The organism is Bacteroides sp. MSSM.1001136sp1_RTP21357st2_D2_RTP21359_211015 (genome assembly GCF_040913205.1).
Lineage (GTDB): Bacteria > Bacteroidota > Bacteroidia > Bacteroidales > Bacteroidaceae > Bacteroides > Bacteroides ovatus.
The window spans coordinates 357,096-380,121 of record NZ_JBDFVF010000002.1 but is presented as its reverse complement, the minus strand read 5'-3'; the positions used below and the strand labels follow the sequence as shown (position 1 = coordinate 380,121).

The 23,026-nt window shown below is 38.6% G+C and carries 21 protein-coding genes; 3 read left to right on the top strand and 18 right to left on the bottom strand.

Annotation, left to right across the window (positions count from 1 at the left end; all coding sequences use genetic code 11):
• Nucleotides 1-491: 491 nt before the first annotated feature.
• The 4 genes from AB5217_RS03210 to AB5217_RS03195 form a co-directional block, all read right to left on the bottom strand.
• The gene (locus AB5217_RS03210; protein WP_004322970.1) at nucleotides 492-1,331 is read right to left on the bottom strand and encodes a helix-turn-helix domain-containing protein; all 840 of its coding nucleotides are present in this window, start codon (nucleotides 1,329-1,331) and stop codon (nucleotides 492-494) included.
• A gap of 241 nt (nucleotides 1,332-1,572) precedes the next feature.
• The gene (locus tag AB5217_RS03205; RefSeq protein ID WP_004322969.1) at nucleotides 1,573-2,571 is read right to left on the bottom strand and encodes a fimbrillin family protein; all 999 of its coding nucleotides are present in this window, start codon (nucleotides 2,569-2,571) and stop codon (nucleotides 1,573-1,575) included.
• A gap of 54 nt (nucleotides 2,572-2,625) precedes the next feature.
• The gene (locus AB5217_RS03200) at nucleotides 2,626-3,627 is read right to left on the bottom strand and encodes a DUF5119 domain-containing protein (RefSeq protein WP_229115750.1); all 1,002 of its coding nucleotides are present in this window, start codon (nucleotides 3,625-3,627) and stop codon (nucleotides 2,626-2,628) included.
• A gap of 9 nt (nucleotides 3,628-3,636) precedes the next feature.
• Nucleotides 3,637-4,914, bottom strand: a complete 1,278-nt coding sequence (locus tag AB5217_RS03195; RefSeq protein WP_032846378.1) for a DUF3575 domain-containing protein — start codon at nucleotides 4,912-4,914, stop codon at nucleotides 3,637-3,639.
• 367 nt (nucleotides 4,915-5,281) lie between these two features.
• Here AB5217_RS03195 and AB5217_RS24935 point away from each other — a divergent pair, with 367 nt between their 5' ends.
• Nucleotides 5,282-5,374 (top strand): hypothetical protein, encoded by a 93-nt coding sequence (locus tag AB5217_RS24935; RefSeq protein ID WP_371260245.1) that lies wholly within the window; start codon nucleotides 5,282-5,284, stop codon nucleotides 5,372-5,374.
• 6 nt (nucleotides 5,375-5,380) lie between these two features.
• Here AB5217_RS24935 and AB5217_RS03190 read toward each other — a convergent pair whose 3' ends face one another.
• From AB5217_RS03190 to AB5217_RS03155, 8 genes are all read right to left on the bottom strand, one after another.
• Entirely contained in the window at nucleotides 5,381-5,674 is a 294-nt protein-coding gene (locus AB5217_RS03190; protein ID WP_004298496.1) for a nucleotidyltransferase family protein, read from the bottom strand.
• Nucleotides 5,675-5,889: 215 nt separating this feature from the next.
• Complete coding sequence (locus tag AB5217_RS03185; RefSeq protein ID WP_032846380.1) at nucleotides 5,890-7,176, bottom strand: hypothetical protein; 1,287 nt, start codon at nucleotides 7,174-7,176, stop codon at nucleotides 5,890-5,892.
• A gap of 12 nt (nucleotides 7,177-7,188) precedes the next feature.
• Entirely contained in the window at nucleotides 7,189-8,763 is a 1,575-nt protein-coding gene (locus AB5217_RS03180) for a hypothetical protein (protein ID WP_032846382.1), read from the bottom strand.
• The gene (locus tag AB5217_RS03175; protein ID WP_032846384.1) at nucleotides 8,760-9,767 is read right to left on the bottom strand and encodes a hypothetical protein; all 1,008 of its coding nucleotides are present in this window, start codon (nucleotides 9,765-9,767) and stop codon (nucleotides 8,760-8,762) included. The genes AB5217_RS03180 and AB5217_RS03175 overlap by 4 nt, the downstream gene beginning before the upstream one ends.
• 68 nt (nucleotides 9,768-9,835) lie before the next feature.
• Nucleotides 9,836-10,417 carry an LPP20 family lipoprotein gene (locus AB5217_RS03170; RefSeq protein WP_004317057.1) on the bottom strand — a complete coding sequence of 194 codons (582 nt, stop codon included), beginning with the start codon at nucleotides 10,415-10,417 and terminating at the stop codon, nucleotides 9,836-9,838.
• Between the two features lie 30 nt (nucleotides 10,418-10,447).
• Entirely contained in the window at nucleotides 10,448-12,325 is a 1,878-nt protein-coding gene (locus AB5217_RS03165; RefSeq protein WP_032846386.1) for an LPP20 family lipoprotein, read from the bottom strand.
• Nucleotides 12,326-12,336: 11 nt separating this feature from the next.
• Nucleotides 12,337-13,602, bottom strand: a complete 1,266-nt coding sequence (locus AB5217_RS03160) for a DUF6175 family protein (RefSeq protein ID WP_032846388.1) — start codon at nucleotides 13,600-13,602, stop codon at nucleotides 12,337-12,339.
• Nucleotides 13,599-14,468, bottom strand: a complete 870-nt coding sequence (locus AB5217_RS03155) for a hypothetical protein (protein ID WP_032846390.1) — start codon at nucleotides 14,466-14,468, stop codon at nucleotides 13,599-13,601. Before AB5217_RS03155 ends, AB5217_RS03160 begins: the two co-directional genes overlap by 4 nt.
• Before the next feature lie 393 nt (nucleotides 14,469-14,861).
• Between AB5217_RS03155 and AB5217_RS03150 the strand changes: the two genes are divergently transcribed.
• Nucleotides 14,862-15,257: a helix-turn-helix domain-containing protein gene (locus AB5217_RS03150; RefSeq protein ID WP_004298505.1), complete on the top strand. Its 396-nt coding sequence runs from the start codon at nucleotides 14,862-14,864 to the stop codon at nucleotides 15,255-15,257.
• A 253-nt stretch (nucleotides 15,258-15,510) separates the two neighbouring features.
• Here the strand turns inward: AB5217_RS03150 and AB5217_RS03145 are convergent, their stop codons facing one another.
• Genes AB5217_RS03145 through AB5217_RS03130 form a run of 4 tightly spaced genes read right to left on the bottom strand, consistent with a single transcriptional unit; the run spans nucleotide 15,511 to nucleotide 19,311 of the window.
• Nucleotides 15,511-16,080 carry a metallophosphatase domain-containing protein gene (locus AB5217_RS03145; protein ID WP_032846846.1) on the bottom strand — a complete coding sequence of 190 codons (570 nt, stop codon included), beginning with the start codon at nucleotides 16,078-16,080 and terminating at the stop codon, nucleotides 15,511-15,513.
• Nucleotides 16,077-17,339 (bottom strand): MBL fold metallo-hydrolase, encoded by a 1,263-nt coding sequence (locus AB5217_RS03140; RefSeq protein ID WP_032846848.1) that lies wholly within the window; start codon nucleotides 17,337-17,339, stop codon nucleotides 16,077-16,079. Before AB5217_RS03140 ends, AB5217_RS03145 begins: the two co-directional genes overlap by 4 nt.
• On the bottom strand, nucleotides 17,336-18,352 hold the full coding sequence (locus tag AB5217_RS03135) for a hypothetical protein (protein ID WP_032854819.1): 1,017 nt from the start codon (nucleotides 18,350-18,352) through the stop codon (nucleotides 17,336-17,338). Before AB5217_RS03135 ends, AB5217_RS03140 begins: the two co-directional genes overlap by 4 nt.
• 59 nt (nucleotides 18,353-18,411) lie before the next feature.
• Nucleotides 18,412-19,311 carry a helix-turn-helix transcriptional regulator gene (locus tag AB5217_RS03130; RefSeq protein ID WP_032844510.1) on the bottom strand — a complete coding sequence of 300 codons (900 nt, stop codon included), beginning with the start codon at nucleotides 19,309-19,311 and terminating at the stop codon, nucleotides 18,412-18,414.
• Between the two features lie 289 nt (nucleotides 19,312-19,600).
• Here AB5217_RS03130 and AB5217_RS03125 point away from each other — a divergent pair, with 289 nt between their 5' ends.
• A complete protein-coding gene (locus AB5217_RS03125; RefSeq protein ID WP_032844820.1) occupies nucleotides 19,601-20,101 on the top strand; it encodes a hypothetical protein in 501 nt (166 codons plus the stop codon).
• Nucleotides 20,102-20,334: 233 nt separating this feature from the next.
• Here the strand turns inward: AB5217_RS03125 and AB5217_RS03120 are convergent, their stop codons facing one another.
• Nucleotides 20,335-22,110, bottom strand: a complete 1,776-nt coding sequence (locus tag AB5217_RS03120) for an oxaloacetate decarboxylase (RefSeq protein WP_032844821.1) — start codon at nucleotides 22,108-22,110, stop codon at nucleotides 20,335-20,337.
• A 229-nt stretch (nucleotides 22,111-22,339) separates the two neighbouring features.
• Nucleotides 22,340-22,732 (bottom strand): hypothetical protein, encoded by a 393-nt coding sequence (locus tag AB5217_RS03115; protein WP_004322958.1) that lies wholly within the window; start codon nucleotides 22,730-22,732, stop codon nucleotides 22,340-22,342.
• Nucleotides 22,733-23,026: the final 294 nt, after the last annotated feature.

Here is a 23,026-nt window from a genome sequence, read left to right as displayed (position 1 = left end):
TAATGCTTCATTTTTATACATCGCAAAAATATAAGAATGAAAAAAGGGCGACAAGATAGAATCGCGGAGACGCTTACGTTACCGCTTTCACCTGTCTTATTAAAATATCCCTTGAGCTAAAACAATTATCATTATAGCTAATCCGGATATGCTTATAGCAAATCCGCTTTCAGGTGTTAATGAGTGAACTGTGCGGATGTAATACTTTGGCCGCCAGGTCTTAACACCTTAGTTCTCATGTGTTAATACTTGAGTTGTTGCATCTATATATCTAGCATCTTGGAGCTATATATCCAACATCTTGGAGCTATATATCCAACACCTTGGATCTATATGTCCAACAGTCGGTATGAATAAACTCAATAGGTGAAACCGGGAAGGTTCAGTTTCGCCTGAATTTCTCCCTTGCTTTCACCCGCTGTTACCTTATTCATCGGCATTTAGAGAATTGGGTGAAACCGGTGAACCGCAGTTATTTTACATAGTTGCATTTATGAAATGTCTTGCCTACGTAAATTACGTGGAGAGGCACCAAAAGATTTCTTGCAGAAATTAGAAAAATGGGGTAAAGATTCAAAACCATATTTATAGCATATCTCCGAGATGCTACATTTAGAGTTGTTCAAGTCGTCCAGAATGCCCTCTTTACGTCTCGCCAGCATCCATTCATAAACAGGTTCATGAAAGACGTTATTGAAGATACGACGGAATGTACTAAGGGTATATCCACCCAATTGTGCCAGTTCTTCCACTGTCTTTACTTTCTTATAGTTTTGAATAACGAAGTATTGGAAACTGTTTACATATTTAGAGAGTGGATGCACCAAACTCGAAAGATCATAATCGGAATAATAGTATCCCAATACAAACGCCAATTCTTTTCGTTTCAGAGATAGCAAATCCCGACAGACTTTATCCCCTTTCAGATAAGTGATAGACCCATTGAGGAAATATTGCAGTTCTGGAATTATTTTTAATGGAGTATAAATAAGTGGAGGAGATACTTCCTTCATGATATGATTGAAACGGAAATCACAAAACAGTTCGGGCTGGATAAAACGATAATAAATACACTCACATTCAGTCATAGCAAGCATCTCAAACATAGAACCAATAGCCTGAAGGATAAATTCACCTTCCTTAAGCATTGTCCCCGCATATTCCTTACTATTGACCAGTATTTCTCCCTTCATCAAAAAAAGGATAAGATTTTCTTCACACTTTTGAGCCGGTTTATGAAAACCACGCTGATAAATCACATGAGTAATGGCATTACTCACCGCTTTTGGACATATTTGACAATCCCAGGTTCCTTGACAAATAGATGGCATACGCTGACTGTGTTTGTTTTTGTTTATGCTGCCAGCAAAAATATATGAAATCTTTCATATTGCCATAAAAAAAGAGAGAAAAGTGAAAAAGAGGTTGAAGAGAAATATATAAAACTTCGTGAACTGGCTTTATCTTTTAAGATTCAAGATCAATAAACTAACAGCCATAGGTCTAATTTAGTAAAACCTACGGCTGTTATCCTTTCGTCCTTACCGGACTCTATATATTTCTAAATATATATTAATTTGCATCAGGTGTCACAGGCTTATCATTATCATCTTCCCAATTCTTTACATCTGTTGCAATATCTATCTTATCTGCTCCAGCTGGCAAAGTCAACTTATAGCGTATACTATTACCTATACCCCATTTTGAATCTTTAGAAAGAGTAACTGTTTTAGAACCATCAAAGAAAGTTTCGTTAGCACTATTTACCATCTTCGTTGTTTTATATTTTATAACAATCTGAGCACCTTCAACATCTTGCGGTAATAACATTAATGAACCATCGGGCGAATCTAAACCAAAATAGCCACTGGCATCTGCAGTGCTTGCAACAGTTATCGGATAGGTATATCCAGCAGCTACTGTTTCACCAGTGCTCCATGTCCCAACAGCAACATCAGCAGCATAAGTATATGTAGCATTTCCTCCTTTTACACCCGTAATCTTTATTTCAGTAATAGTATAGGTAAAACTTGTATCTTCCGGTTTATAAGAGAAATTAATCTTAGCAAGAATATGTTTAAAATCCAAAGTGACTGTGTTACTATCAGCTGGTTTAGCTGTATTTTTAGCCGCAACAACTAAATCTGTTTGTTCTGCAGAAGTTGCTCCAATAGCAAACGCAAGAGTAGGATATCCTTTTGCGGCATCAGTAGGATTTACCAATGTTAAAGCGCTCGGATAACCAAAGAACTGTACATTTTTGCCTACAGGCCAATAATATTTATTATCACCTGAAGTTATCCAACTACCCTGTTTTCCTGTATATTCAACTCCATCCATATACGGAGAGCCAAGAAGCGTTGTTGAAAAATCAAAATCATTTGCCACAATAAATGAACTTACTTTAAAGGAACCAAAATTCACATTAGTCATTTCTGCTGCTCTTGATGTTCCTTTAACAATCGTACCAATATTAATCTCCGCTTTCTGTGCAGCATTCTCAAATTCTTCATTCTGTGAGCAACCCGTAATTGCCAAAGCAGCTGTAACTGCCAATAAAATCTTCTTCATAACTGTATTTTTTAAAGTTTATAATATTGTTATATTTTGTTTATAGCATCTATTTCAATTCACGGGTAACTCAACATTATCTTCGGGTCCCCAGTCATCAACATTGCCGCCCATTCCTCCACCTCCATCAGGATTCGGTGGCGTTTCCGGCTTATCAACCTCAATCTTATCATCAGGCGGTAACTCAATCTCCGGTGGTGGGATTGGTTTTCCATCTTCCCCTGTTCCAGCATTTTCAAGTGTACCTATTATTTCAGTAACATCAATTGTTGCTTCCTGAACTGTATTATCTGTTTTGATAAATTTCAATATTAATATTATAGCATCTTTCTCACTAGAAGTTTCTCTCTCTGATGTTGACATTCGCGTCGGCATTGTCATTTCCTTTACTTGTTTGAAAGCGGTGAAAGATGCCGTTACCTTATTGTCTCCCTTCCTTACCTCAAAGTAGATAGGTTGTGAGCTACATACTCCACGACCTTTGCCTATACAGTAACAATCGGATAATCCATCAATGCTTCCTACCACTGTTGCAACATACTCCAAACCTTTAGCCTCTACTGCAAAAGAATATTTTTTCACCACAGATTCCAACTTCCAGTCTAAGCGAAGCACTTCTTCACTCTTCTCTATTTTCAGCTCATCTATATTCAACACATACAATGAATCCGGTGACCAAACCATCTTTTCCGTTCCTTCAATCCCTAAACCATTGCAGTTTCCCGTGTAGGCTTCTATCGTTTCATAGGACTCTTCACCCCTGATTCGTATAGATTCCGTGTTATAGTTGTAGACTACTACCGAATACCGTCCCGGAGGAACTTTCATTTCTCCGCCTCGTACCGAAAGGTATTTATCTACTTTCCTGCCATCTCCGTTCTTCGGATAAAAAATCACCCGAACTCCCTCCGGCAGTTGATCTGTCACTCCATCCCAATCCAGCTTTATATCTACCCCACTTACGGGATAATCATCCAATATATCGCGACGGCTACATCCAGTTAGCATCAGCAGCGAGGACAAAAGCACAAGAAACCCGTATCTTGTATTTCGCATTACGCCCTCCTATCTCTTTGTTGTCATCAACCATACCAAAGAAACTTTCGCCTTGGTAGGGCCAATAAAGTTATAACGTCCACTATTTGTCCATATAATATCTCCCTCATAAGGAGTATATTTTTTATATTCTGTTGTCAAATACCCTATGCCAAGACTGAATTCAAGGGAAAAATGCCGTGCCAACTGCCGTGCATATCCATAAATCACTCCCGCAGCTCCGTAATACTTACCTTGATAACCGTCTTCACGTAACTGGAAATCATATATCCCGCCTTCAGCATAAAGTCCGATAAAATGTCCGATCAATCGGTCACGTTTCTGACGGTTTCCCAGCCAACAACGTCCTTCCATCCCTCCCGAAAGGAGCTGATAGCAGAAATCATGTTTGCTATTCAGCCACCACGGACATTTATATTCAGTATTCAAAGACCACCTCTTGCCTATCGGAATTTCCACTTCTATATTTGGCGCCAATGCCAAATCATATAACAGATTATTCTTCACAGCAAGTACAGTTTGGCTTTTCACCGGCCCTTCTGCCTCCGATATATCGACCTCACAGGCCTGTTTTTTTTCACTTTCTCCCACAGGCTTATCAGGTTGATCTTTCGGAAGCGCCTCTTCCTGCTTTGAAACAAACAACCCGGAGACAGAAGATACCGGTTCAAAAGCCTCTTTACCTAATTTCGAAGTTTCTCCGACAATCGTAATAACCGATCTCCGCAGTTCTGGAAAGATATTGTGAACAATGTATCGGTAAGCAATTCCCCGATTCAATTTTCGCAACAGTTGCTTCCGTTTATTGACATCATTCTTATGATAATCAATCAATATCAGCACTTCTTCCCGATCTGGTAAGTTGGAGTCGGATGCCACCAACTTACGAAACTCCGACCAATCCTCTCCCTCTGAAAAAAAATGAATCTTATCAACACCAACATCCGAATTATACCGTTGTAAGAATTCCTTTATCGAATCATTTCTCCGAGCAGCCAAACTTCTATTATAAGATTCATCACCATCAGGAGAAACAAAAGTTTCCACATTCAGCGCTGTTATATATTTCGTATTCAAATTTCCGAGAAGCAAAGAATCTAAAAATGTAATTACCTGATTATTATCTTTATAACTAAGATTCACTTTCGCTTCATTCGCATCAAAATATATCACCACCCGCCGGATTGTATCATTCGCAACAGCGAAAAATGGAATCGAAGCATACCCACTTTCTGGAAGGCTTAATAAAGCCATAAGAATAGTCAATATATAGATACCATGTTTCATTGTCGTTCGTTTCTGATGACAAATATAGAAGTTAGAAAACAAACCGAATCATACTTTTAGAACAAAAATCAAGACATGAAAGATTCTGTGAAACGATTGAAACGATTTTGCAAGTTTTGAGAGTTTAAGGTCAATAATAAACAGAAAAAATGTCCTTGGTAACTCATCTGCGTGATAACACCGTACTTCTGTTCCGCCTGCAAACAGTTCACATTCATAGGAAGTTCTGACAAGCGGCTTTTCCACATACACATGGATACCAAGCTTCATCGCCTCTATACAAATCGGAAAATAACTATGATCGGGAGTCGCCAGGAATTTTCTACGAGATATTTTATCCCCACCCAAAAATTTCATTAAAGAAATCATGTATCAAAGTGGGTTTATGAATAGATCACATTTCTATAAGGAGTTTACAAAGCGGATGGGAGTGGTACCTAAAGACTACCGTTTTGCATAATAAAAATTAGATATAGATTGCATCTTTCTCTATATGATTGCGAAATAAACTACGCATAATTGCGGTTAAAGACACGACATCCACTTTTGCATTAAAACGCTCTTCTAATGACTCTTTTATTTCCATTCGAGTAAAATAATCCGGATCTTGAAGCTTTACACAAATATCAATATCACTATCCTCTTTCTGCTCACCACGAGCCACAGAACCAAAAAGTCCCAACTTTTCAATTCCATATCTCTCCCCAAATTCTTCCTTAAAATTCCGGAGAATAGCGATTATTTCATCTTTTGTTTTCAATTGACACTATTGTTATAATGCAAATGTTAAAATTTATATTGGAATTAGCAAGTTCTTAATCATATTTTATAGTATCACTAATTAAAAAAAGATGCACAGGTCATCGAATTTTCATCGATCCCCTGTACACCTACTACTCTAAATTCTACTTCAAAACATAAATAGCCTAATTATGCTGCCGAATCCATTATTAACAACCATGTTAGTTTTATCCATCAAAAGTACAGAACATAATTACGTAAATAGTTCAGAAGTGCCCAGAATGCCATCATCATTGCCAATACAAACAAAACGACAAGACCGATCGCCAAAGCAATCCAATGTTGTGAATGATCATCAGAATATTCTTTGTGACCATCATTAAACTTGTATATTGTCCGCACTGTCTGCGCTCCTGCCAATAACCCGAACACTCCGGCAAAAATACCATTATGAATGTTTCCACCGCCACGAAGTGTCCGCTTATCAATTAAGAATTGAGGCGTCCTGCTCGCTACCACATACAAACCGGTAGCTATTAAAGTAGAAAACATCATACCGACTCCCATCATCCAATACATCAAGATACCCACAATGACACCTAACCAGATTAATTTCCTGGAACCATCAAAATGACGTTCTTCACCACTATTAATCACATCAGTCAATGAGTTTAAGCGTTCTATGACATCAGCATCAGTAGGACACATACCGATAACCTGATCAATCAAAAGAACAGATTTCTTAATTTGCTTCATCTTTGTCGGCTTTCTGAATTCATCATCATCTGTTTTTTCAATCACCGTCCAAGTAGCAAATGCCTCATCCATCAGCTTCCACGCCTCCGTTATCTCTTCATCCGTCATTTTCTCCGGCATTCCGGCTGCAAGGCGTTTATTCAACATTCCTTCTACCGTAAAAACCTCTTTATAACGTGCGCCCTTATACCATACAAAAAACATATGCCCCACAATAAATAAAACAACGGCAATAGACAAAACCAGTTGGACAACAGCCAATATCTTTACTCCCAAAGGAACTCCGTCATCCGCCGCAGCATCAGCTATTGCATCAGCTCCACTACCGCTTTTTACAAGTGTCAATCCATTAAAGGCAGCATCTTTTCCGCCTTTATCAAGTCCGGTAAACGACAACTTATCATCCTTATAAACGACTTTGCATTGACCGGAAATCCCGGCATCAACCTCCGGACGTCCGCCTACAAAAGAAAGAGTCAGTTCATTCCCGTTCATACTCTCGACGTAAAACTCATAAGTTGCCATCAAAGATTCCCTTCCACCGGGTTCCAGCATATTCACTTCCATAAATCCATTGCATCTGGCATTCTCATTATAAGGATTCAATTGCCAATTACCATCACAATTCAATGTGAACGCAACCTTTAAATCGCCTTCTTTATTTGCTCCTAGCCAGTCACCGCTAAAAACATCTTCCTGCGCAAATGCAGTCATCGAAATAACCATCATTACAATGGCACACAAATACTTTTTAATATTCTTCATAATATAATAAAATTAATATTTCAACACCTTGGCTGCCACGTTCTTAAATTGCGACATGGCAAGCCCGATAGAAGCTCCGATATAAGTAGGATCACAAATAATGTACTTCTTTCCGCTTACAGTTATATAATCTCCGTCAATGTTTTCATCAAAACAGACCGCTGTTGCCATGTGATTGGGATATTCCAACAATACAACATCAAGCCCCATAAGAGTACGTACCAAATAAGAGTATAACACAGCACGGTCTTCGCAATCGGAATAAGGATAGTAGAACAGCTCATCCACAAAGAAAGGCTTTTCATAACCAAACTGGTCACCATCTGTCTTATAATCAAAAGCTGTCTGCACGAAATTAATCAGTATATTAGCGGCTTCCGATTGTTTTTTCCCTTGTATGGCAGCTTGCAATGATGGAAGCACTGTCTGTTGTACTTCCTGACTGACAGGAGCTCCCACATAGACAGAAAAGTCACATTGCGGATAATCCTTATAGAAGGAAATAAGTCCCGAATTTACTTTCGAGCAGACTTTGACGGATGGATAAGCTTTCGCTTGCAACGTTTTCTCCACGTAAGTTCCTGAAAAGGGTTGAGGAGTAGTGATATTCATATTTACCGGGTTCTTCGCATTGGCGAAATCACGGTTGTAAGTGTAAATAGAATTAGTTTTATTCGGGGTAGTATCAAACCTGTAATAGTTTACTCCATTCAAAGTAATAAAACAGGTAGCATAAATCATGTTACCCGAAGCATAGAATAAAGTAAGGCGGTTATCCATACGCGCCACCTTAACCCTATATCCCGATTGAGAAAGGAGAAACATTTGCATAAAAGCTATTTCATCGGAATGAGTACTTCCACATAGTTCAGTAGCCACTTTCCTCGTCAACAGCAGATAACCATAGTCATTCAGGGCAATCTCCTTTTTAAAAGCCAGACAGTCGTCTATCAAAGGCTGATAGTTGCTACGCGATAACGTCTCCCATCCGGCAGAAATATCTTTCTCTGCAATCCCTTTTAAAGTGAGCCGGTTCTTCAATGAAGCATTGCCAACACAATCTTTACTGTAGAACGAAAACTCTACACCGGAAAGCGAGCGTTTGGCCGGAACAGTTTCTTCAGGCTTCACTTCCGGTTTTATTTCAGGGAGCACCGCAGAATCCTTTTCCGGTTCTACAGTAACATCTTTACCTCCCGGTATAACCGGAACCGGTGTTTTCCCTTTTGAAGGAGAAAATGTCGCACTTGGAGTCACTGTCGGAATGGGGAGTCGGGTCACCTCCCCTACTTTAACCTCTTGCGGTTTTGTTGCCGGCTTCTTACGGTCAAAGCTAACCGGTTTTACAGGCTCTGGTCTTTGAGGACGTACCACCGGCTTCTGCAAGTCATACTCTTTCCAGGTTTCTTTCAGAAATTCGGCAAATTCCTTATTCTGTTCGCTCACAAAATCATCAAACTCTTTTTGCTGCTGCTTCACAAAATCGTCAAACTCCTTCATGTCTTTATCTATTTGCGCAAAAAGACTAAACGGCAAACACAATGAAAAAACTACCATAGATAGTATTCGTATCCTATTTTTCCTCATTTCCTTATTATATTTTGTTGTTCTGTTATCTGCCAATCCACATACAGCTTATTATTCCGTATATCTTTGATAAAGGGGGAAATGGACAAGACAGCGACAACCTTCTCCCGATACAAACCACAACCGGAATCAGTGCCGCCATTGAAACGATCGTCCACCTGCTTGACATTTACATCAGAAAACGGATATAACAACAGTGCCTTCACCAAAGAAGACATATAGGCATTCCAAAAGGCATTCCTCATATCCATCTTCTCCAATCCGTCCTGATCTCCAAAACCGGCATCTTCATACCAACAGCCTTCCTGTAAAGAACAAATTTCAACTCCGTTCATATATGAAATTATTTGAGGAGACGACTGTGTTCCCTTAAGCTGAAACCATGACTGGTCTGATTGCTCCCTACAACTATCCGATTCCAACAATAAATTGAATTTCACCTCTTCTTCCTCAACCCTTTCTTTCGTAAACAAAAGCATCAACTCACTAATGGAATGATAAGAAAAATCGCAACTATCATTCGATGGAGTAAAAGATACCTCCAGAAATTTCTCTCCAAATATAGAAGTATATTCATGCTCAATCCGGTAGGAAACATGTTGAACGGGATGTTCGATCACTCCCAATACAAGCATTTTGTCTCTTTGGTCTTCGTATGTATTACTGGCAGTCTCCATGGTGGAAAAAACGTCCGAGAGAAGTCTCAATTGTACCCCTTGCTGCAATGAATACAGATAAGCCGCTCTTTGCAAAGCAAGCATCCTTGCAGCTTCGGATTTCATACAAGGATCAGATATACCAACTACCCGGCCTTTCCGTTGAGAAGCAAACACCCATTCCGGCAAAGTCTCCCGCTGTCCCGGTCTCCAGTCATAAGATTGGTTATAAACTGTATCAACAGGCATTGCCTGTGAAAACACATCAATACCGGGAGACAAAAGCAACTGGATAATAAAAATAACTACCCAATTATATCTTATATCCGACAAATTAAGTTTCATCATTCAATCTTCAAATAGTTGGGTAGTTATTAAAGAGATCATTACTATCCTCTGTGTTCTAAACAAGCTGATTATTGGGCGTTTTTACTCATTTCTTCTTCAAATACCTTTTTGAACTTTTCATATTCAAAGTCAATGCGCAATTTGTCATCATTCTTAATACGATTTGCCATAGCATTCATGATTTCCTCTCCTGCCAGTTCAAGAGAGACATATACTTTGTATTTACCATCAGGAGTCTTCATGGTTTTTTCACAAATTACACGCGTACCGCTCAATTCCTGTTCCACTACCGTACGGGTCAATGATTGATAACGACTTTTGCTTTCATCATTTTCACCTTGCTGATAAGAGGAAACATAACTATCGGTTACCGATTTCACTTTTGCATTGATAGCAGTAGCAATTTCAGCCCGGGCCTCCGTCATCGCTTTTTTCTTTGCAATAGACATATCCGTAGAAAGTCCCATCGAACTAGCTCTAAAATACTCTTTGTTCGTTTGAAATTCCGGTCCCGAACAAGGAACATTAATTTCTACGTCCTGTTGCACTGCCGGTTGCTGCACTGTTTGTGTTACAGGTTTTGAACTACCGCAACTTGTCATAACAGCAATGGTTAGCAATGCTGTTCCCAATAAATTAATTCTTTTCATTTCAAGTCTTTTTTAATGTTAATATATGATTCATTTCAAGCCTCTCAACTTCACTATATTATTTTTGAAATCCTTCAATTGCAGCAGTGCCACAGATTGCAACTTACTTACCTCAATAACCATCTCCGTAGGCAGATCAGGCACAATGAGCGCAGTGACTCTGCGGTCATTGAACTTAGACCCCAGTTTGAGACTGACAATCGGAGATTCTTCACCTTTTTCGTTTATAACCGTCAGATTTCCACTATATAAGTCCACTTCGCAATCGTCAGCATTTGTATTCACAATCTTAAGATGTATCCTCGATTTGTCTCCCAAAGTTGCAAGTTTGCCAAATTCAACAAAGACACCATCCAACCATTCAACCCGAATTGCCTTTTGATTCTCTGGTTTGGCGGACTTAACCGGAACCAAAGGAGCAGGAATAACTTCCGGCACCACAACAGGGACAGATATAACCGGATCAGCTTCTTTTTCCGGTACGAAAGGACCGACTACCGGAACAGGAACATCCGGCAACATCTTCTGTCTTTCCGGAATCTTTCCGGTTCTGTCGAATGTTATTTTCTTCAATTCACGTGCAAACTCCCGGTTCAGCCGTTTTATCAATTCACGCGCCGCCATATTCTTGCCTTGAGAAGCGGACTTATTTTCAGGTACTAATGTCCGTTCATCATTAATAGAATAATTCAATAGGATTTGCCCCGTCCGGTTATTTTCTATTTTAATCCCCAACGTAGAAAAGAATTCGATGAAGTTATACAGTTCACCCGGAACGGTATTGCCTTTACGACACTTATTATCCAATGTAACGATAATGTCGGCTTCAGAAGGAGATGCAACTACGTTAAAGAAATGATTGTTCAGCAAACTCTTCACAGTTCGTTCCACCGCCTCTACATCGCTCTGCGCACTTCTAACATAAGCAGAAGTCTGTGTCTGCACCGTGTTGATAGTCAACGTTGCTCCGGGAAGAGAAGAAAGCATTTGTTTGAATAAAGCTGCATAACTTCCCTTCCGGAACAAGCTGAACACATCATCAATTAATGAAATTCCAATTTCCTGCTGTGCCTGTTTAGAAGTAATATTGCGCACATAAAGAGCGGCAACTCCCGATTCGTCGGTGGGAGACATGGAAGACAAATCTCCCGACCCGGAAACAAACTCGGCTTTCAACCGGATATTCCTTAACGGATTTCCATTACGGTAAACACCTATAGCAATAGGCTCCCTTATACCTTGAAACGGCGTGACTGAAACGGTTGCCGGATTCAGAACAATCGTTATTCCATCAAATACTCCAGCCAAAGCCGCATATAGTTCGGTCGCCAGATTAATTGTCTTTCCTTCGTAAGAGCAGAACAACTCCTGATTAAGCACCGGGCGTATAGCCTCCATTCCATTTGAGAATAATTCAATGGCAGTCATTAAATCTCCCTGTTGTAAAGTAATGTGTCCCTTATACCAAAAATCGAATCCGTTACGGATTGCCTTCTGACGACGTGCTTCCACCAAGGCTGCATAATCGCCCTTATTCAATTCATAATAAACCCAATACTCATTGTCACTTCGCCAGGAATCCACCAGACGAAAGTTCTCTATTTCCGCCCGGGCTTCTGTACGAATACTTTCTGCGAAGGTTCGTTTCACATTACCATCGTCCTCCAACGTATTCAACAAAGAATTGGCGGCAATCACCACTTGAATTTCAGATACAAGATCAGACAAAGCGTTTTGCTTTGCCTTTTGCTGATAATCTCCTTCCGATATTTCAGCCATTCCTATTCCGATGTAACTTAAACCACTAACAGGATGCTGTTTCACCCAGTCAGGACGGTTCGTTTGTTGACCGGAAAGCGGAAAGCAAAACCATGAAATCACAAGAATAAATAAAAGCCAATGTTTCATACGTCCTTGATTTATTGAATAGTCAAATAGATGGTGCTTCCATCCACTCTATGTTCACTATCTATTCCGGAATCATTCAGATAATTAACCAGATTATCTGCAAACGTGATGCAATCCATCGGCAAGCCGTCGCTGTCCTTTGCAGGAATCTGTATCGAATCAAATATCAGACTATCGTCCACAGCACCTTGAATATGGTAGCGTCCTCCCTGGGCATTTTTTCGTACCCAATTGCGTATATGCGCCGAAAGAGTAGTACTACCATTTATCTGGCTATTCATCGTATTGATAGCATTATCTGCGAGACTAACCCGAAGAACAATCGTATTCCCCTGTTGAACTTTCCGGGCAAACTCTTTCGAGATATCTTTCAGAAAACCATCCAGAACATCTTGTGCCGCATATGCGCATAACTTATCCACGTCCGTCGTCCTAAAGCGGTTCGTCCAGCTTTTCCGGCTAGCCAAATCTACTCCGGTAGCCGTTTCACGAGCAGTCATAATCAATGAGACTCTACTTCCCGAAGCTGCAGATATGTCTTTTTGTAAATCAACAATCACATAGACGTCCGCTCCCGAATTCATCAACAACTGCTTATCATTGGAATCAGCATTCTTACTTTCCCATTCGGAAGCACGCAAAGTTCCTGACTGTTTTCCCTCGGCAGCCACTGTCTTCACGCCAAGCTTAACAAATCTCTCCTTTACCGTACTTACGGCTATACGAAGATCAAAATCATTCTTCAGAATATCAGCGTATGAGCTTCGGTCATTGCTTTTATAGGGGACTACCATGATTGTCGGCAAAGCAATTTGTTGCCGGGTTTCCTCCATCGACATTTCTTCCTGGGGTCTCGTCATCAATTTGTTCCGTATCAAGTCTTTTTTAAGCGCACCTAATAAGATTTGAGCCGTTACTGTACCATTGTATAGCTTGGAAGATTGCCGTACCGGATCTCCTACCGTTTCATAGTTCTTCACAAAGAGCATATAACGTGAACTGAAAAACTGGTTCATATAGTAAGAATCTTCTTTCCCGACGAGCGGCAGTCCGTTTTCCACTCCGTCAATGCCGTTGAGAAATATAGCATTAAAGATCGACTTCAATGCCATATTATATACATCTTTCTTTTTTTCGGCTGTTCCGGAAGCGGTGATAACGGCTATGTTATCATCTGCCTTCACACAAGTTACGTCATTGGAGTATGACTCCTGTGCCATGAAATGAATAGTGTATACAACTAGCAGGCTCAAAAGCAGTATTCGTAACTTCATCATAGTCCAAGTCCGCCTAAAAAGGTATTTTTTCGAGAAAGAATAATCAATTTCTTTTCTTCTTTCGATGCTTTCATTATCTCCTCACCGCCTTTGCTCACGGTACATAAAGAACGCGTTCCGCTCAATACTTCTTTCACATTCAAGCGTCCGACTTCTTTCAATGACAGTTCTCCGGCAATATCCATCTCTATGTAAACGATAAATTTCTGGCCTTTTTGTACCCCTCTCTTAGTTCCAAGATCGATATATACAGTTTGTGCTTTATCTTTTTTGGTACTCTCAATCTGTACAATCGTTCCTTTCATTTTGAAATACTCGTCAACAAAATCGTCCATGCTTATTACTACATAATCCAAAGTCTTAATGATTGCTTCATCAGGAGTATCGCCAATATTCCCGGTCAGCCCCTCGTGAGTGAATGTCTGGGTTCCTTTGAGTGTACCGTTAGAAGGGTCTACTATTTTCAACGTGTAAGAAACACTCCCCTGATAATAGGTCTTCCCTTTACTATCTGTTTTTTTAACTCCCTGCATACTGGTAATATTTCCCTGAATAAGATATTGGGCGCCTAACGTTGTCATGACCTCGCTTCTGCAAACGGCATCTCCCATAGCAGAAGTCTCTTGGCGTCTTTTCGCTTCAGTCTTCAATGCTTCATTAGAATCAACATCAATAAGTTCTACACGATCCATCTTCTGGATACCTTCTATTACTTTATTACGCAATGCTTCCGCCAAAATATTACTGATAGTACCGGGACGAGAGAAATAATCAATATAGACTCTTTCTTTACCGTTTTCATCGGTTTGTGCATAGCCTAACATTGGAATTAGGCAAATAGAGAACAATAGTAAAATCTTCTTCATGTCTGTTTATTATTTATTATTAATGCTATGTTTGTTTTTTAGTGCAATATTTCGCTCTTTTAATACAATATAGAATGTTCTTTTTTTAATAATGATTTACTGTTATGAATGATTGTGTTTTCTCTGACTGCAAAGTTAAGCACACATTAAGGTGTATTGTATACACAATATTTACTACAACCATCCGTTAAACGAATAGTTATCTCCAAATATCAATGAGAAAAGGGAAAAGAGTGGTATGTTCAATAAAACGAGGTCGTTTTCCCGTCTCCAAGCTATTTGCACCATCGCATTTTCCACAGTTCTCTCGAATAAGTATAAAATAGCATTTGTTATATCCACCAAAATTGTTACATTTGTCCAATAATAAATTGCTTCCCAATAACAAGATACATGGAAACAGATTTAAAGAAGATAGTAGGACATCGGCTGCAAATGCTTCGTATGGAAAAGAATCTTACACAAGAACAAATGGGAGAAAAGTTGAACTTATCAACAAGTGCCTATTGTAAGATTGAATATGGTGAAACTGACCTCACGTTAACCAGGCTGAATAAAATAGCAGAGGTACTAAATATGTCTGCATTAGAACTATTTAATAAAATAGACGGGAATGTGTATGTCAATAATTCCGGTACTATCGGAACTAATATTGGAGTCGCTAAAGACTGTAGTAGCGTGCATATCGAAGCGGCAGATGATCTTCGTGAGCTAATAAAAGCAAACAGTCGGCTCCTTGACATGTTATATAAACGTATAGAGCTTTTAGAAAATAAAGTGCTCTTATAGTGATTATACGCCTAGAGAAATCTCTAAGACGATGTATCGCCTATCCTTCCGTCTTCCAGAATCAGGAGAGGAAAGGCATATCATTTTAGGAATGACACCGGAACAGGAATAGATATAGTTAACTATCAATAAAATACAAATAGAATATATGTCAATGCCAATACGATCAAATATAATCCGACTTCATCTTTTCAGTTAATCTTAGCATATACACTTTTTGTTGTTTATAACCATCAGGAGAACTATAATTTGACTATTTATAAATGATCAGTTTAGGTTCATAGCAAGAGTTGTAGTGGTCATCAAGTATTGCCCCATTTGAGAAAATGATGTGCTCATCCTTGAATGTACCATATCCTTCATGAGCATGACCGAACAAATGATAATGTGGCTTTACCTCATAAACCTTGTTTCGAAGTAATGCATTTCCCCAGTGAATTCCTGCTGATTCATCAAGTATCATGATAGGAGGTTCATGAGTAATGAGCACATCAACATCATTTGGTATCAAAGTCTCAGGATGGTTATATGCCAAACCAAAGAACTTAATACCATCAATCTCACATTCACAATCTTGAAGGAAGTATACATTATTAGGCAAATCTTCAATGCCTTCAGCCTCCCAAAGACAAAGGTCATGATTACCAGTTATGAAGATTTTGTGAGGATAGGGTAATTCGATGAACCAGTTGAGAAAGTTAAGCACTTCTTCCTCTGTACCATTGTCCGTAAAATCGCCACAGTGTACAATGACATCAGCAGCTGGAAGATCGGTCAACTGCCGATGCTGATTATGTGTATCAGAAATTTGAAGTATTTTCATTTTACAGAAATATGAATGTCATGTATGTCAACATCACCTTCGTCGAATATAAAGTATGAAGAAATTCCACTAATGCTATCATATCGTGAGTTCTCATCTTTATGTATAGGTATGACTCCAATACGAGGATGAACAGTTTGACAGACTTCTTTTAATGTTTCAACATCAGCGTGTCCACTTGTGTGAACACCATCCATTGTTCCATCTAATATTCTATCGCCAAACAGATTACGGATATTTATAACATCGCTGTTTGTGTAGTCTTTACCCTCTTTTGCATAGCCACCCCACATAGAATATATCAACCACGGTTTTTCATCATTATATATATCGAGCATTCCCTTAAGCAAATAGCCACTGCTCATTCGAATTGGCATTAAGAACCCTTCCTTCTGTAGCTTGTTTCTAACATTGACAGTTCTATAATTGATTAGCTTGAAAGCATTAAACTGGAATAAATCAGATTTGCATCCTGCATATTTCGTGAATACATTAAGGACCCTATTTTGATACTCATCAACTAAGAATATACGTCCAGTCTTTTTACACGCCGCATGGAATGTTGCAAGCCGGTCAAGGTCAGTTGACGAACACAAGGCAAAGACATACTTGTGTTCACGCAATGCCTTTATAATATTCTTCTGTATTTCGCTCTCTGAAATCACACATTCTTGACTTCTTCCTAACATTGTTCCTTCTGTTATAAGTATGTCAACTTCTCCCACATTCTTCTTCAAAGTAGGAAAAAGACCTTTGCCAATATAGCCATGTCTGCGAAAATCTCCTGTGTGCAATATCTTCTTTCCCTCACATTCTATTAAGAACATATATGCATCAAAAGCAGAATGACTAACAAAATACGGAGTAACGAAAATCTTCCCTTTCTTACTGACATCAATACGTTTTGCCGCACAATAGGTTTCCATACGCTCTATTGCTTCAATCTGTTTGGAGTAATCTCCGTGCCCCCTCAAAGCGTCATATTTGCAGAGCATAACTTCTTTTGCTCCTAATCCTATATATTGAAGGACATTTGTTGGTATCAGATGGTGCAAACCAACATGATCACTATGATAATGTGTATAGAATACGGCATCAGCATTTCCTATGATTGATTTTACTTGTTCTTCTGTCAGTTCTTCTTTTTTGCAACCAGGAAGATTGCTACCGAAGTCTATAAGAATTTTACAATTCTCAGTCGATATTTCTGTAATACAACCACCTATCTGGTCAGCCCCACGATGAATAATAAGATTCATTCTGTTTCTAAGTCTTTTGATATAACGAGAGTACCCTTGGATGTGCATGTGTATGCTTTCATTTCCGGCAAAAATAAATCACGAATAAATCTATATCTTTCGCGGATTGTTTCAGATAGTTCACCGTCGTCTCCTACAATTACACACGGTATTATTCTTCCGGAAAGCTTTAATGGTATTTTATTTTTGTAACAGGAACCGATAAGTCCATAATCTATTTTTTGCTCGATCATTGCTTTTATTCGTTGATACAACTTATCATCTTCTTTAGCTAATTTTTGAAACTGTAGATAATAATATGAAGTTTGAATAGGAGACAATGCAGTCTTAGCAGGATCATTTTGTTTAAGTTCCATTATCAATATATCTCCATTAGTATTTAGACCAAGGAAGTCAAATTCACCATACTCAGGTTTTATATTTTCAGGAAGTTCTCCATTGTACGTTTTTCTTAATTGTTTAATTTTCAATGTTTGTTGGTCTACAATTTCCTTATTCCATTCATCTTTTATGCCTTTTGTTTTAAAACCGATAACTAGTTCCTTGTCAAAAAGAATAAAATCATCAGTATCTTTAATTCCAAACGTATAACGACGTCCTATTAATGTCTGATAATATCCTTCATTGTAAACATCTGTATTATAGTATCTTTTGAACTTTTCCGCGGAAGCGATTTTCGCTAAATATGTGTCAAACTGATCCGGTGTTGGATTTCTAAAAAAATCTGGTTGCATTAATTCTTTGTAAGCCTCGGCTACATCACATATTTCATTAACTTTACTCGAATGACTACGAAAGGTTAGTATACGTCCAGTACCTCTATATATAGAAAACCAAGAACGATTAGTTTTAGGATCATTTCCAGTCTGGAAATCTAAACAATTATGTGATTTAACATAACTGATGATCCAAGGAAACCGCTCATTTATTTGGGTTAGCAACTTTTCATCCATTTTCCTATCGTAATAGGTTGTTTTTATTGTGTAATTATTAACCATTTTCAATTTCTTCATTTAGAGTTTATAACTATGTATTATTGATCTCTGCTAAGACTCTGCACGCCATTATTTTCCTATTTATATCTATTTATGGCAGCAAAAAGTCGTTTTCTAATTTCTTCACGCAGCCCTATTGGTTCCATAACTTCGATCTTTTCACCCATAGCAAGTAGCTGACTTGTTAGCTCTGGAGTTAAGCAAAGTTGGTATTCAAAGTCGCTGTACTCTTTGTGTTCTGTTTTTATCTCTTGTTGAGAGAAATGCAGTGGCAGAGAACGCATATACTCTACATGAACACCGAATACCCGAACAACTACTTTCTGTGGCTTCAATTTGTCATTGACAAATATGCCAACTGTATGAGCATAATATTCTTCTGCATCAAAATCATTGGGAAGTATAAATGAGTCATCTGTCAATTCCATTTCCAAAATACGATCAAGGGCAATATTCCTTATTCCCTCCTGCTCTTTGAGATAGCCGACTACATACCAACGCTGATGGTAAACCTTCATAGCGTATGGCTGCAAGTGAAATATTGACTGATGACCATTGAAAGGTTTATAATCAATCTTCAATTCCTTTTTTCGTTGCATTGCATCTATGACTGTTTGGAGATATTCAGTTCCTTCAGGAATTTCCTCAAACAAAATTCGATCTTTCATGTTGCGCCCTGCTTCTATCATGTTAGACACAGTGAAGGAGTTAAGCAACCACTGACGAGTCTTGTCATTTTTCAGTTGACTAGAAGAAGAAATATAATACTCATAGCTGGATGTATCACATTCGACCTCTACACCAAAAAGTTCTGCAATAGCTTCTCTATGCATGTGGAATGTACGTAATGCAAGCGGTCTACCATCACCGAGACAACTATCTTTCCATCGACAGCTTATCTCCTCAAAAGTTAATCTGCGATGCTGAAGCAGCGTGTTGAGCAACCAGATATAGCGGTTGAAGGTTTTACTTATCATTTTCTAAACTTCCGTGATTTTCAAAATATTATTACTATTTTTTATTATTCAATTGCTTAAACCCTTTTTGTATATCTCATCTAATTGTTTTTCCTACTTTAGATATCTTGATAGCATGTTTTATAGGGTAGAATTCATAATCTTATTTAGTACAAAGTTAACTTTTTTGTATGCAAAAAAACTGCATACCACCTAAATATATTAATTTATAGCAATTTTTTTTATGTGTGCAACGTTTCTGCATACTTCACCATTATTTTTGCACACTCATTTTAACATTCTATTCGTCATGGCATACAAAAAAAATCCAAAGAAAAAAGATGCTCTCAGTATAAAGAGAGCTGTAGAATCTCTGCGTTTCCAAATTGATTGGGGTTTAAAACTACTTGGCGCAGAGAAAGGAGATCTATTTCATCAATTAGCAAAAGTAGAGGTTGATTTCATCTCAGAGCTCAACCTCACCCAAGATATTCTTGCTATCAAGAGCCTCGTGGATGGAGTGAAACAGAATTTACAGATAGAGCCCACACCTGAAAGTGGAGACTTCACCCATAGTGTCGTTGCTCTCGCTCTTGGCATTGCCCCAATTAGCCACCTTAGCAACATAAGTTTACCAGAGTCATGGAGAGACCAGATAGAGAAAAAACTACTTACAATCTACTATCCGGAAAAGCTGCGTAACAAAGTCGTAGATTGGGCAAAAGCGAACGGTTACAGCACCTCCAGCTACCTTGGCCGTCCAATCGTGAAATTCAAGCAGTTGTACTTAATTATAGAAAGAACAAAATAAGTCCGCTTTTTTTGCTCTGACCATCGCATTTTTTACAAAATACGCTCATTCCATATTAAACATTCCATTCTACTACCGATAAATATCCATTCAATTACAACACATAAGAATTTTCATGATCGTCTTTACATTGAATTTATACGCAAAAGAAAGGGGCTGTCTAAAAAGGGACTTGTTAGACACTCCCCTAAAATTCTTTATTGAGTTACCTATACCCTAACTCTTATAAGAATCTACGCAAAAATATCGCTTCGTAGAATATAACCGATTACATCTCCCTTATGTACAGTCGCACCTTGCTGTGCACATATCTCCACCACACGTCCGGTAAATCCGGTTAGAATCTTTTCATATTCCCCCCACGGAGTGGAAAGATAACAAAAGACTTCGTCATGCTGATATTTACGCCCGATGAATGGAGCAATGGATGGTCCCTCTACGGAAACTTCCCAAAGTACCTGTCCGTTATCAGGGGCAATAACCGGATCTGCCTTGGCACGTTTCAACTTCTTAATTTCCTCTTCCGAATACCCGTTCTTTGCCATTGCCGCATCCTTTGCATGTTGTAACTCTTCCTCAAAGCGCTTTTTAGCAACCCCGGACTTATAATCACGATATTGACGATCGTGCATGGCCAGTTCGAAAAGCTCCTCGTCATCCTCTCCATATTCCCAGCCATTTTCATCCATTTCCTTTCGATATTCATCCAAAGCATCCGGATAATTCAACTGCGGGTCGGTATCGACAAATTCATATCCTTTAGATTTCGCCAACTCTATAATCTCCGGTGCAAGCGTACCAGGAAGACGTCCACTTTTACCCAGAATCATATCCCAAGTATGGTTATCTATCATTGTCCAACGTTCTTCCCCTTTTACCTGCTGCATAAGATTCATTAATGCAACATTTTTCACATACTGGCTGAAAGGAGTCACCAAAGGAGGATAACCCAGCTTGGGCCATACATATTCCACTTCATCAAAAAGCATCACAAGCAGATCATCCAGACTAAGTTCCGGCTCATTCTTACTCCTTAATATCATATTGATGCCGGAATGCACTCCTTTCAGGTCTGCCATCATGGAACCCATCATGCCACCCGGCAAACCACATTTCAGTAGAAGCGAAGACATATATTTATTGGTAGGATCCATAAAATAACCCAGAAAATCATCAATGAATTCTTGCGTCATCGCACGAGCTTTCATATATGCTTTCATATTTATGTCGGGAACCTGGAAGCCTAAATCTTTCAACATAGCTTGCACAGAGATTACGTCCGGATGCACTTTGCCCCAAGACATCGGTTCCATAGCCACATCAATGATGTCCGCACCATTTTCGCAAACCTCAAGGATAGAAGCCATAGACAATCCCGGTCCGCTATGACCATGATATTGAATCAATATATCCGGATGTTTCTCCTTGATAGTCCTGACCAATTCTCCTAACATACCCGGACGACCGATACCCGCCATATCCTTCAAGCATATTTCAGGTGCACCGGCCTCAATCAGTTGATCGGCAATTCGGGCATAATACTCAACGGTATGCACTGGAGAATACGTGATACAAAGAGTTGCCTGCGGAATCATACCTGCTTCCAAAGCATATTTAATAGAAGGAATGATGTTTCTCGTCTCATTCAGTCCACAGAAGATACGGGTGATATCCACCCCTTGTGCATGCTTGACTTTATACATTAATTTACGCACATCCGCCGGAACCGGATACATACGTAATGCATTCAAACCACGATCGAGCATATGTGTTTGAATGCCCGCTTCTCTAAAAGGTGCAGTAAAAGCACGGACAGCTTTATTAGGATTTTCGCCGTACAATAGATTCACTTGCTCAAAAGCACCTCCATTCGTTTCAACTCTTGTAAAACAGCCCATCTCAACAATCAATGGAGCTATACGTACAAGCTGGTCAACCCGAGGTTGATACTTACCGGAAGATTGCCACATATCCCGATAAACAAGACTGAATTTGATTTCCTTTTTCATCATAGTCAATAATAAGTGATTTTTTCGGTTAACTTCACATATACAAATATAAAGGTTTGTTTTGACATATAGTCAAAAACAACCTTTAAAAAATGGGTAAATAGAGATATTTTACATCATAATGAAAGCAAACAACGTCTATATTCTTCCAACTATAATAAATAACAAATCAAATTGTCTAATGTTCAGATATATCCCCTTAAGAATCCAAAGGCTTCACGAAGTTTATTCATACTAAGGTTTGCACGAATGCAAATCGCTTTTCAAAGTCATCATTCGGTATAAAAAGGGTAAGATAACCATCAGGCATAATCCATCTATCACGAAGTTTATCATATTCAAAAGTACTATTGCAATAATTAATATAAGATGTTACATTAGTGGAGTCATTAAGATAAAGAATAGATTTATTACAGATATCATTTTCTAAAACACAAACTAAGACAGCATTGTCCACTACAATTTCAATGCCTTTACTTGCTTCCTCCTTAAACAAGTATTCATATATACACATCTCTTTTTTAAAAAATAATCTTTGAATGCGGCTACTTGTATTAGTGAGCACGCTTCTTCCCACATACAGTAAATTTTCAAAGTGTGAATGCAATTTAAGAGTATCCATTTCATCATTTTTTTATTGTTATTACTCTGCTAAATATTTTATGACTGATCTCTCTCATTTAAGACCCTTGACTTGCCAGGTATAAATTATTCTCCAAAGTAACATATTCACATTCATATACTCACAATCATATATGATTGTATGATAAGTTTCAATTAAAATAAAGAATTACAAGAAAAAACATCTACCCATTCAAGATTACACAAATAAAGATGAAATGAGACTGTCTTTAATAATGTAGTGATTATTAACCAGACACACAAAGATTTCGTATATTTCTCATTTCAACACACC